The organism is Helicobacter canis (assembly GCF_900451095.1).
Taxonomy (GTDB): domain Bacteria; phylum Campylobacterota; class Campylobacteria; order Campylobacterales; family Helicobacteraceae; genus Helicobacter_B; species Helicobacter_B zhangjianzhongii.
Map to the genome: position 1 here is coordinate 17,300 of NZ_UGHV01000001.1, position 9,614 is coordinate 26,913.

Sequence of the window (9,614 nt, forward strand, 5' to 3'; positions counted from 1 at the left end):
TTTTTGTCATCGCGCTTCTCGTTTTTTGGTAGTTTTGGCAGTGTAGAGTAGCACTTGCTTAGAGGTAGCTAGACTTGCGCTTTTTAGCCTTTGCACTTAGCTTTTACCCACTCTGCCCACACTTTTACGCTTTTTTGTAGTTTGCAGGGCTTTCACGCGTTTTGGGCTTGTGGTTTGCCTTGTTTAGCCTTTTTGCACTAGTTTTGACATCTTTGGCACAGAGTTGGCACAGGTGGCTGGGGCTTTGACCCCCCCCAAATCTCGCAGAAATTCCTAAAATCCTTTGAGACTTTACGCGTTTATCTTACGTATCAAGGGGGCTTCGCACGCCTTGATACACTCGCCCCACTCTCCCAACCTCTCCCCCAAATCCACCCCCTAAAATCTCATTTCCCCCTAAAAAGTGGATTCTAGGGGGTTTGATTAAAGGGGCGATTTTGGGGGGTTGGGGGCTGGCTTTTGGGGTGATATGCTCGCGTGTGTAGCTTAGTTTTGGCACACTTTGGCACAATCTGGCACAGCTTTCAAATAACACGACCTAACGATCGGCGCAAATTGTAGCGCAAAATCGCGCCATTTTTGCAAACTTTTTGCAAATCTTGCAATCCCCCTTACTAAAGTCCTTACCAAAGCTCGCGCCAAAGCTCTCCCGCGCCCTTGCCCACGCACTTTGCACACCCTAGAATCCGCCCGCACCACCACGCCCTAAAGATAAATCCGCCCTAGCGATTTGCATTTTTGCATTTTGCACTCGGTCCAATTTTCACGCAACGCCGCGCAATTTACCACCAAAATCGCCCCCTTTAAAATACTAAAGGCTTCTATCCTTTCTCCCAAGCAAGCTCGCTCGCCTTGCTCTCTTGTGTGGGGGGGTGTGGCTTTGGCGTGTGGCGTAAAATGTGGTGTAAAATGTGGGCGTGTGAGTAATGCGCCGCGGCGGTGTGGATCGCTAGGCAAAGTGTAAAATGTGGCGCGGATTCTAGGATTTGACTCTGTGGGGGGGGGGGGTAGAATCATCGACACGACTTTAAGCTTTGGGGTTAGAATCCGCTTTTGGTGTTTGTGGGTGTGGGGCTTGATTTGTGGATCGCCGCGCCGCTATCGCGGCTCGCGATGACAGGAGGCTGGTGTGTCTTTATGGATCGCCACGCGGTGCAAGCACCGCTCGCGATGACAGAAAAACGAGAAACGCCCCAAACTAAACACGGCGCAGGATTCTAGGATTTGCGATGAGAAACCTTTGCTTTGCAAGGCGAGCGCGGAGATAAGGCTGGTCGCCTATCGCACAAGCGAGCCGCAGCAATCAAAGGTTTATCGCGCAAAGACAGAATCCTTTGTAGCTCCTACTCATCCCCCTTGCTACTTAGTCCTAAGCTCTCTATCTTATCAAGCTTCTTTTTTATATCTTCTTCTATCTCTTTGTTTATGTTCTCATACTCTTTGTTTAGACTTCGCTCTTTGTAGGGGGTAATCTCTATCTTGCCTGTCCCCCCTCTCATATCCTTTTTCACGCTTGACATACTATTTTTCATCACTTCTAGGATATAGTCTCTATCCCAGTTTGTGTAGCGGGCAAGGGAGTCTATGTAGCTCTCTTGCAGTCGTTCATACTTCAGCCAAAGTTCTACATTCTTTGCCACGCTTACTACAAGTAGTAGTATAAACACCGCGCGGAATATCTTATACCCTAAGCTTAAGCCTCCGCGCTTATCTAAGTCTTGTGTGAATTCTGCCTTAGCCTTGTCCATTGTGTTTATCCTTTTTGGTATATTTGCTATCCACTTCATCAGTGGTTCTTGCACCTTTGAGAGCGATTACCTTTTGCACTATCTCTATCGCCCTATCCACGCCAAAGAAGCCTACCGCACAAGCAATTGCTACTTTGGCAAGGTAGGGTATATCCGTAGCACTAAGTATCCCATACATCACGATTGTGATAAACGCACTTGTTATAATTGATTTAAACGCATAAAACTTCGTGGGCTGCTCTGTCTTATCGCTGAAAAATGCCACCAATCCACTGCATAGCCCTATGATAAACACAGGCACAAGCTCTAGGTATGCTGGCAAATTTGGGAACAACTCTACTAAATAATCCATTGTATCATCTCCACTATCTCTGCTACTACAAGGCACAGCCCTATGCTCACTGCTCCCCAAAAGATTTTATGCAGTGTTTTATACAGCTTTATAAGCTTTTTATCCCTAGTAGTCTCACTCTCGCAGTAGTATCGCCCTATGAGCCACCAGCGGAAAAGAAACTTATATGACCTTAGCCTTTTTCTTGCACTCTCTCTTGCACCTTGCTCTTTATAAAGGTAGCGTATAAACACCCCTACACTTACCACAAATGCCAGCACAAATACTAGTAGTAAATACCCTTGCAAGCTCATTGCCCATCTCCTTTGCAAAATTCTAAATCTCTCTCTAGTAGCTCGGTGTATTTCAGTATCTCTGCGACATCTTCACTGACACTAGATTCCTTGCTAGGCATAGGCTTTGGTATATCCTTAGTCTTGCACTTTGTGGGGATATACACGGCTTCACGCTTTGTTATATCCGCACACGCGATTACATTGATAAGCACGACTAGCAGCATTGCTAGCCCTACTACAAAGCCCCATACCTTAGCAAGTATTCTCATTTCTTGCTAGCCTTTTTAATCTCCACTAAATCCTTAGTGATATACTCTAGGGCTTCTTTTAGCCCAGCGATTTCATCGGCGTTTAGCTTTGTCTTATTAGCTAATGCTTCAGTCGCTTCTGTTAGCTTCTCTTGGGTGCTAGTGATTAGCTTTAGTGTTCCAGTGGTATCGCCTAGCCATCTTGCTAATTGCGCTAGTTGCGCTTGCGTGCTTACATATCTTTCTAGCTCTAAATCCTTGTCGATTCCTAGCCATTTTTGTAGTAGTCTTTTCATTGTGTCTCCTTTGTGTTGGTTTGGATTACCTTAACCCTTGTGGCTTTGGTGGCTCGTATGCTTTGCTATGACTGTTTAGCACTTCATCGCTGGGCATTACATTGCACACTTTAAAGTCGCAAGGGCTTAGGACTACTTCGCCTTTATCCTTGCGTGCGGCAGAGCAGTTAAACTCTTTATCGCAATGCTTGTAAGTCGCTAGCGTGTGGATAAAAAAGCCTATAAGAAAAAAGGTTATAAAAGTAACTACCACTAGCCCTAAGTCTTGTAAATGTTTCATTTTTTAGCCTTTGCCTTGTCTTTACTCTGTGCTTGTCGCTCGCGCATTTTTTCTAGCATTTTTATAATGCGCTTGTTGGTAGTCTTTAGTGGTTTGCTCATTGAATCTCTTTAACCACTAGTCTAAAGTTTTCAATGCCGTGTTTCTCAAATAGCAAGAACAAATCATTTACACATCTAGTGCTATCACTACAAGTTCCATTGCCATTATCTACATAATTGACAAGAATACACGCGAGGGTATCGTGAGGCGAATTCCCGCTATGAATAAGCACACGCCTAGAAGCAAAGCTTGGCAACTCTTTTGTCTTTAACCACACAGCTACATTTCTACCATTCTTTGCTTTCCATTTTGGATATGCTTTTGCAGTAGCACCATTTGTGCTAGAGTCTGTCCATTCTAGGTAATACTCTCTTGCCACTATGCGCTTATCTTGGTTTGGTGTATCGGTAGATTCTCCGCCGTTCTCGCAAGTAACGCAAGCAAAGATATTAGCACCACTCTCATCGGTGATTGTAAGCTCGCCGATTGTGCTAGGCTCTGTTTTATACACTCGCCCTGTTTTAGCGTTTGGTGGTTTTTGCACGCTAGCGTATTCTTTCTTGCGTTGTAGGGTGATTGTTAGCATTTCTATCCTTTCTCGCGTTGTCTTTTGCGCGCTTTTGCTAGATTCTACGGCGCGGGCTTGCTCATTTACGCCGAGTAAAATCCCTGCGCCCGCGCCTTGAAAGCTAGCAAAATCATCGCAAAATACTGCCGCTTGCGTGTGTGGTTAGAAAACGCGATTTCTTGCGTTTCTCTTTTTTGTCATCGCGAGCTTTGCGACAGCAAAGCGTGGCGATCCATTAAAACGCGATTATTCCTAGAATCCGCTTTTTTAAAAAGGGGTAAAGCTAGGCGATATTTGGGCTATGCTTTGATAAATGGCGTGATAAACGCTCTTTTTTCACGGCTAGCATTTGTGATAGCCCTTAGCTTATCGCACTCTTTTTCATACAGCTTTGTGTAGAAGCCCACGCGATCAAGGTTGCTAGCATTGGTCTCTATCTCAAGCACGATCACCAAAGCCCCCAGCACCAAAGCCCTGTGATAGAGCGGGTCTAGGATCACTTCCCTTTCATTTGTGTCGGTGTTTGCCCAGATCTCTAGCACGCCGCTAGTAAAGGGGGCGATCGTGTAAGCCCTAGGGCTTAAGGCTATAAGCGTGGGGGAGCTTGGCGGGTGCTTTAGGGCTTGGGTGTAGCTTTTTAGATCGCACGCCTTGCCGTTAAACTTCGCGTGGATTATCTCTAGCACGGGGGCTTCTAGCTCTAGTGTGCTATCTCTCTCCCCTAGCTCTTGCCTAAAATGCCCTATATTTGTGCAAAGCTCATAGATGATCTTGCTTTGGGCTTGTAAGATCACATCGCCTAGCTCTGTATCACTGAAGCTTAGTCGCTCGTAGTCTGTGTCTCGAAGGCGGGAGCGGAGTTGTAGAAGTATGGTTTGCATTTTATTCTCTCTCGGTAGGGAGTGTGAAGCTTAGTGTGCTCTTAGCTTTTTCTGCGCGTTTGTTTGCTTGTGCGCGTTTTTGCACGCGAGCTTCATAGTCATCTTGCATTCCTAGCATTTCTTTGACTTTATCTGCTAGCTTTGCGCCTGTGGTAGATCCGCCGCTTAAGACTTTGCCGATTTGTTGTTTTTGGTTCATTTTTTGCTCCTTTATGGTGTTGTTGTCATTTTTCTCTCACTCGCGAGCCGACTTGTCGGCGTGGCGATCCATAGCTTAAACCTAGAATCCACTTTTGCGTTTTAATGGATCGCCACGCTTTGCTGTCGCAAAGCTCGCGATGACAAAAAAGGCGTTTGTGAAAAAAGGATTCTAGGATTTTGCGATGATTTTGGGGGTTTTCAAGCGGTGGGCGAAGGGATTTTACTCGGCGTAAATGAGCAAGCCCACCGCGCAGAATCCACCAAAAGCGCGCAAAAGACAGAATCCTTCTCACTTGTAGCCTTTGCAAATTGCGTAAATCCGCACGCTCGCATAGATCATATATGCTTTTATCCTGCTAAACGCCCTTGTCTCTATCATCGCTTCTAGAAATACCTTATCCGCAAAAACCCTAGAGACTCTGCCAGCGTGAAACTCTACACATAGATAGTCGTGTAGCACTGCGCATTTTAGTCCCTTGCCAAAGCGCGGTAGCACAAAGTCTGCCCCAAAGTTGCTAAATCCATCTGTGTGAAAGCCCCTTGGCACTTTTATCGCGCTTTGATCATCTGCGCTACTGCCCTTGCGATAGTAGTAGAAGCCTTGCAGTAGTGTCAGGCTCTTGCCATCATTGCTAAATCGCACTTCAATAGGCTCGGTAAATCTCGCTAGCTCTTGTGATTCCATTTTGCTCCTTTTTGCCAAGTATGCGTAAAATCGCTTATATAAAAAAGGGGCAAGTATTTAGCGATAAATGCTACAATCCTAAAAATCAAGGAGCCTAGATGACTACAATGACATTAAATGAGAGCTTTAAAGCCCTAGTGCGAGAGGCATTCCCCGATAAAAGCGATAAAGTTATAAGTATCTTTGATGAAGTGGTGAGCCATAAGGCAAGTAGCGATTTTTTAAATGTGCAGGAGCTAAAGGCTCGCGCGATCGATGAGATCCGTAGCGAGCTAGCGACTAGGGATTTTGTGCGTGCGGAGATCGCAGAAGTGCGTCAAGAGATCGCACGCGCTAAAGTGGATATTTTAAAATGGGTCTTTGGCTTGCAGGCTGGCACGATTGCGATATTGATCGGGGCGATGAAGTTTATCCTAGGCTAAAAGTCTAGGCTCCCTACGATAGAAGCATAGCCCTTTGAGTGGGTAGGCTATGTGCGCTTTCTTGCAGTAGGCTTTGATCTTATGCTTTATCACGCGCAAGATTTTGCTAAAGAGATTAAAGCAGCTTGCCCGTTTTACATATCCATAGTAGCTAAAGATCCTTGCAAACTCTTTTGCCCCTACGCGCTTTAGTCTTGCTAGATCTTTTATGCGCTTTGCCGTGGCTTTTCTCACGCGAGCAAAGCTTTCAAAGCTCACCACCCCCAAAAAGTCTAGCCCGCTACGCATAGGTCTTAGGCACACTTTATGGGCTTGTAGTCCTAGATCTTGCAAGGCTCTTTTAATATTCCCAAAGCTTCTCCATAGATCCCTCTTACTATCGCTAAACAGCACTATATCATCAGCATATCGCACCAGCTTTACGCCCTTTGTATGCGCCCTATCAATGTCCCTTAGATATACATTGCCAAAAAGAGCACTTAGATAGCTCCCTAGATCTAGCCCCTTTTGATTTGCCCCTAGCACTTTAGCGATAAGCGTAAGTGTCCTAGCACACGATATGTTCCTAGCGATTTGCTTTTGTAAAATTGCTAGATTGATATGCGCGTAGAATTTGGCTATATCGCATTTGAGATAGTATCTATACACCTTGGCATATCTCTTCACGCGCTTTAGTCCATAATCCACCCCCCGCCCCTTGATACACGCGCAAGTCTGCGTGCTAAGAGTCTTTAGCAGCAAAGGCTCTATGATATTTGCTAGGGCGTGGTGGATTATTTGATTAGGATAAAAGGGGGAGATCGCTAGCTCGCGCGCCTTGCCATTTTCTAGGCGAGTTTTCTTCGTGGTGGATTCTAGTAGCTTAAGATCTTTGCCCATAAGCTTATCTTGCACCTTTTTGGCATAAAGCTCTCGATCTTTTAGCACTCTTTGCACGCTAGCTCTTTTTAGCTTGCCGCGGCTTGCTTTGGTGATCGCTAGCTGGATATTTTCTAAGCTTATGATCTTTTCATAAAGGTGTTTATGTGTTTTTATGGTAGATCCTTTGTTTCTATTCTCCCCATAATTTTCGCTTACGCTACTAGTTATTATTTGGGGCTTTCCTTTGTTCAAGCGTTGGATCTAGGCGGATCCGCATTTATCGCTTGGGCTACTAGGGGGTGTTAGAATCCACTTTTTTGCTTTATGGATCGCCACGCCGACAAGTCGGCTCGCGATGACAATAAAAAAGTGGATTCTATAACGCTGCTGGATTCTACACCAAGCACAAAGCGGAAGGATTTTGAGGCTAGAATCGTGGCTTTGCAAGGCGAGCGCGGAGATAAGGCTGGATCGCCTATCGCACAAGCGAGCCGAAGCGATCCACGATTCTAGTCCAAAAGCCAACGCCGAGCTAGAAATAGGGTGGGAGCCGATGTTCCAGTTGCGATCCCCCAGCTCGTTGTTACCATTCCAAGCAAACAAGCCGGCGTGCGCGGAGTTGTTCAGGCTGCCGCTTCCCCCTAGCAGCCGGGTCCTAGCGCGGGCTTCTCTCTCAAGCGTCGCTCCCCAAATACTTTAGCTGCTTTTTTAGATTTCCAAACTCTCGTGGGCGCGATCTTTTATAAAGATCGCGCGGCTTTTAGGTAGTCTTTTTGAAACAAGGGCGGGAGCCGAAGTGCCAGCCGCGAACCCCCAGCCCGGCGCCATCCCAAGCAAACAAGCCGGCGTGCGCGGAGTTGTACAGGCTGCCGCCGATGAGACAAAGCCGTAGCCCATCTGCGATCCAGCTCCCATCAGTAGTGCCATTTGTGCTAGTGCCTCCCTCTGTGGCTTTGGGGATCATCGTGCCCGCGTGGGTGCGCTTCACTTGAGAGCCTGAAGTGATATTGACAATATGTCCGGTATTTGTGTAGCCATTGCTAGAAGTCTCATCGCTATAAGCTTGCTCGTGAGTAGCTAGATAGACTAGTTTATTATTGAGATATATCCCATCGACAAACTCCCAGACATTCCCAGCAGGATTGCAGATACCGCGATAGATAAACATCTTTGCCCTTTTATCACTCCCGCTTACAGGGATACTCATCGTCTTATCCCCCGTGGCAAAGCTTATAGCTTCATAGAGATAGCTTGTGTTGTTCGCGCTTGTATTCCAGCTATAGATCGCCCACTTGCTCTGCTCTGTGCTTTTGCTATCTGCCGTGCTTCCTAGATAGCCTCTCTCTATACTATACAAAAATGCTAGGGCTTCTCGCTCGTGGTGGTTTTGGATCTTCATATCTTTGTTGAATTGCTGCGTTTGAGTCCTAAAGCTAGGGCGGTCAATCTCTGTGGTAGGCTTTGGATTACTACTTAGAAAGAAGCTTCCTTGCATACCCCCTAGGCTTACGCTCTCCCAGCTCCCTAGATAAAAGCCCTCCACCTTCACGCTAGAGATCACGCCATTTTTATCCGCCCCCCTTCCGCTTAAATTTGTGTAGCCTTGATAGCCATAGGCGTTTAGATCAAAGCTAAAGGGACTTAGACTGCAAAGCTTTAGCAGATATTCTTGACTATTGTAGGCAAACTCTATGTCGATTATGTGATGCTCTGGGATCTTGCTGACACACTGCCAAAGCGCGCTATCTTTATACTTTTGCATAGCTTGGTGGGATAGGTCGGCATCTTGTGGGATAGACTCTAGCGTGCCGTCATTTTTCAAAGCGTAGCGTTTGATATGTGAGTGGGGCATATCCGCGCGATCAAAAAATTTGGTCACAGGATCATCGTTTGACTTTTCATTTAAGCGATCTTGCACTTTATCTAGCCAGAGGTTATCTTCAGCGGTGCCGGTGTTTATACGGCAGGATTTATTCGTATCGATATTTTCGATAAATCCTGCAAACACGCTAGCTTTTACCTTCACGCTTATGGGCTTACTCCACTCACTCACGGCACCTGTAGGGCTTATCGCGCGTGCCTTTATGCTAGCACTTGTATCACTGCTTGCATTTGTCGCTGTGAGGGCGTAGCTCCCGGCTTCTAGGTTTTGCGTTTTTGTGGCAGCTAGATTTGTGAGCAGTAGCTCATAGGTAAGGTTGCTTCCGTGCGTGTCGCTATGGCTTGGGCTTATCTCTAGCTCGCCGCTTGCGTTTTTTAGCAGCTCTTTGTGGCTAAATGCTATGCTAGGCACGCTAGGTGGATTCTCCCCTAGGGTTTGGGTGTATTTGGTTAGGATATAAATATCCCTTGCTTCTTGGGCTGATCCTTGCAGCTCTTTAGCCTTTTTTAGCAAGCTAGCTCTCGTGTCTTGCACTCTCTCTAGCCTATCGGTGTTTAGCTCATAAAAGCTCTTTATGATATAGCCCAAAGCTTCTGCATTTTTAGCCGCTTGGGCTAGCTCTTTTAGCTTATCGAGTGTGGCTTGGCGGTGGGCGATATTTGTCGCGCTTTCTGGCGTGGATTCTTGCTCGCTTGGGCTTGCAGTATCTTGGGTGGTCTCTTCATCTGGGTGCTTTGGCACGCTGTGTGTTGGCTCTTCATCACTATTTAGCTCGCTATCTACTTGACTCTCTAGCATTTCTTCTCGTGGGCGTAGCTCTCTCATTTGCTCTCCTTGTGTGGATTCTTGGATTTGATTTTTCATTGACTCTCC

Annotated in this window: 18 protein-coding genes; 2 read left to right on the forward strand and 16 right to left on the reverse strand. The window is 46.4% G+C overall.

All coding sequences use genetic code 11. The annotated features are described in order from the left end of the window. Window positions 1-304 precede the first annotated feature (304 nt). Complete coding sequence (locus DX060_RS00125) at window positions 305-511, reverse strand: hypothetical protein (protein ID WP_115010600.1); 207 nt, start codon at window positions 509-511, stop codon at window positions 305-307. 194 nt (window positions 512-705) lie between these two features. Next, complete coding sequence (locus tag DX060_RS00130) at window positions 706-1,017, reverse strand: hypothetical protein (RefSeq protein WP_115010601.1); 312 nt, start codon at window positions 1,015-1,017, stop codon at window positions 706-708. A 36-nt stretch (window positions 1,018-1,053) separates the two neighbouring features. Here DX060_RS00130 and DX060_RS11005 point away from each other — a divergent pair, with 36 nt between their 5' ends. Further along, window positions 1,054-1,221: a hypothetical protein gene (locus DX060_RS11005; RefSeq protein ID WP_181814107.1), complete on the forward strand. Its 168-nt coding sequence runs from the start codon at window positions 1,054-1,056 to the stop codon at window positions 1,219-1,221. Window positions 1,222-1,343: 122 nt separating this feature from the next. Here the strand turns inward: DX060_RS11005 and DX060_RS00135 are convergent, their stop codons facing one another. The 11 genes from DX060_RS00135 to DX060_RS00180 all read right to left on the reverse strand — a co-directional run bounded on the left by DX060_RS00135 (window position 1,344) and on the right by DX060_RS00180 (window position 5,576). Next, a complete protein-coding gene (locus DX060_RS00135) occupies window positions 1,344-1,748 on the reverse strand; it encodes a hypothetical protein (protein ID WP_115010602.1) in 405 nt (134 codons plus the stop codon). After that, on the reverse strand, window positions 1,735-2,100 hold the full coding sequence (locus tag DX060_RS00140) for a phage holin family protein (protein WP_115010603.1): 366 nt from the start codon (window positions 2,098-2,100) through the stop codon (window positions 1,735-1,737). The genes DX060_RS00135 and DX060_RS00140 overlap by 14 nt, the downstream gene beginning before the upstream one ends. After that, entirely contained in the window at window positions 2,088-2,393 is a 306-nt protein-coding gene (locus tag DX060_RS00145) for a hypothetical protein (protein WP_115010604.1), read from the reverse strand. The genes DX060_RS00140 and DX060_RS00145 overlap by 13 nt, the downstream gene beginning before the upstream one ends. Further along, entirely contained in the window at window positions 2,390-2,644 is a 255-nt protein-coding gene (locus DX060_RS00150; protein ID WP_115010605.1) for a hypothetical protein, read from the reverse strand. The genes DX060_RS00145 and DX060_RS00150 overlap by 4 nt, the downstream gene beginning before the upstream one ends. Beyond that, on the reverse strand, window positions 2,641-2,919 hold the full coding sequence (locus DX060_RS00155; protein WP_115010606.1) for a hypothetical protein: 279 nt from the start codon (window positions 2,917-2,919) through the stop codon (window positions 2,641-2,643). The genes DX060_RS00150 and DX060_RS00155 overlap by 4 nt, the downstream gene beginning before the upstream one ends. Before the next feature lie 25 nt (window positions 2,920-2,944). Continuing rightward, window positions 2,945-3,199, reverse strand: coding sequence for a hypothetical protein (locus DX060_RS00160; protein WP_115010607.1), 255 nt, complete (start codon window positions 3,197-3,199; stop codon window positions 2,945-2,947). A gap of 97 nt (window positions 3,200-3,296) precedes the next feature. Further along, window positions 3,297-3,827, reverse strand: coding sequence for a DUF5675 family protein (locus tag DX060_RS00165; protein WP_115010608.1), 531 nt, complete (start codon window positions 3,825-3,827; stop codon window positions 3,297-3,299). Window positions 3,828-4,108: 281 nt separating this feature from the next. Further along, window positions 4,109-4,690, reverse strand: coding sequence for a hypothetical protein (locus DX060_RS00170; protein WP_115010609.1), 582 nt, complete (start codon window positions 4,688-4,690; stop codon window positions 4,109-4,111). A 1-nt stretch (window position 4,691) separates the two neighbouring features. Then, window positions 4,692-4,889 carry a hypothetical protein gene (locus DX060_RS00175; protein WP_115010610.1) on the reverse strand — a complete coding sequence of 66 codons (198 nt, stop codon included), beginning with the start codon at window positions 4,887-4,889 and terminating at the stop codon, window positions 4,692-4,694. A 25-nt stretch (window positions 4,890-4,914) separates the two neighbouring features. Further along, on the reverse strand, window positions 4,915-5,184 hold the full coding sequence (locus tag DX060_RS10745) for a hypothetical protein (RefSeq protein WP_147278729.1): 270 nt from the start codon (window positions 5,182-5,184) through the stop codon (window positions 4,915-4,917). After that, window positions 5,181-5,576 (reverse strand): DUF1353 domain-containing protein, encoded by a 396-nt coding sequence (locus DX060_RS00180; protein ID WP_115010611.1) that lies wholly within the window; start codon window positions 5,574-5,576, stop codon window positions 5,181-5,183. Before DX060_RS00180 ends, DX060_RS10745 begins: the two co-directional genes overlap by 4 nt. Before the next feature lie 98 nt (window positions 5,577-5,674). Here DX060_RS00180 and DX060_RS00185 point away from each other — a divergent pair, with 98 nt between their 5' ends. Continuing rightward, complete coding sequence (locus tag DX060_RS00185; RefSeq protein WP_115010612.1) at window positions 5,675-5,998, forward strand: hypothetical protein; 324 nt, start codon at window positions 5,675-5,677, stop codon at window positions 5,996-5,998. On the opposite strand, the gene DX060_RS00190 is transcribed toward DX060_RS00185, so the two are convergent. The 3 genes from DX060_RS00190 to DX060_RS00200 all read right to left on the reverse strand — a co-directional run bounded on the left by DX060_RS00190 (window position 5,990) and on the right by DX060_RS00200 (window position 9,605). After that, on the reverse strand, window positions 5,990-6,934 hold the full coding sequence (locus DX060_RS00190) for a reverse transcriptase domain-containing protein (RefSeq protein WP_147278730.1): 945 nt from the start codon (window positions 6,932-6,934) through the stop codon (window positions 5,990-5,992). The two genes, DX060_RS00185 and DX060_RS00190, sit on opposite strands and share 9 nt — an antisense overlap. A gap of 186 nt (window positions 6,935-7,120) precedes the next feature. Then, entirely contained in the window at window positions 7,121-7,462 is a 342-nt protein-coding gene (locus DX060_RS10750; protein WP_147278731.1) for a hypothetical protein, read from the reverse strand. A gap of 157 nt (window positions 7,463-7,619) precedes the next feature. Next, window positions 7,620-9,605 (reverse strand): hypothetical protein, encoded by a 1,986-nt coding sequence (locus DX060_RS00200; protein ID WP_115010615.1) that lies wholly within the window; start codon window positions 9,603-9,605, stop codon window positions 7,620-7,622. Between the last annotated feature and the right edge of the window lie 9 nt (window positions 9,606-9,614).

Coding starts and splice junctions, on each gene's coding strand:
- DX060_RS00130 (WP_115010601.1), bottom strand. CDS start 1,017: ATGATTCTACCCCCCCCCCCCACAGAGTCAAATCCTAGAATCCGCGCC.
- DX060_RS00135 (WP_115010602.1), bottom strand. CDS start 1,748: ATGGACAAGGCTAAGGCAGAATTCACACAAGACTTAGATAAGCGCGGA.
- DX060_RS00140 (WP_115010603.1), bottom strand. CDS start 2,100: ATGGATTATTTAGTAGAGTTGTTCCCAAATTTGCCAGCATACCTAGAG.
- DX060_RS00145 (WP_115010604.1), bottom strand. CDS start 2,393: ATGAGCTTGCAAGGGTATTTACTACTAGTATTTGTGCTGGCATTTGTG.
- DX060_RS00150 (WP_115010605.1), bottom strand. CDS start 2,644: ATGAGAATACTTGCTAAGGTATGGGGCTTTGTAGTAGGGCTAGCAATG.
- DX060_RS00155 (WP_115010606.1), bottom strand. CDS start 2,919: ATGAAAAGACTACTACAAAAATGGCTAGGAATCGACAAGGATTTAGAG.
- DX060_RS00160 (WP_115010607.1), bottom strand. CDS start 3,199: ATGAAACATTTACAAGACTTAGGGCTAGTGGTAGTTACTTTTATAACC.
- DX060_RS00165 (WP_115010608.1), bottom strand. CDS start 3,827: ATGCTAACAATCACCCTACAACGCAAGAAAGAATACGCTAGCGTGCAA.
- DX060_RS00170 (WP_115010609.1), bottom strand. CDS start 4,690: ATGCAAACCATACTTCTACAACTCCGCTCCCGCCTTCGAGACACAGAC.
- DX060_RS00175 (WP_115010610.1), bottom strand. CDS start 4,889: ATGAACCAAAAACAACAAATCGGCAAAGTCTTAAGCGGCGGATCTACC.
- DX060_RS00180 (WP_115010611.1), bottom strand. CDS start 5,576: ATGGAATCACAAGAGCTAGCGAGATTTACCGAGCCTATTGAAGTGCGA.
- DX060_RS00185 (WP_115010612.1), top strand. CDS start 5,675: ATGACTACAATGACATTAAATGAGAGCTTTAAAGCCCTAGTGCGAGAG.
- DX060_RS00200 (WP_115010615.1), bottom strand. CDS start 9,605: ATGAAAAATCAAATCCAAGAATCCACACAAGGAGAGCAAATGAGAGAG.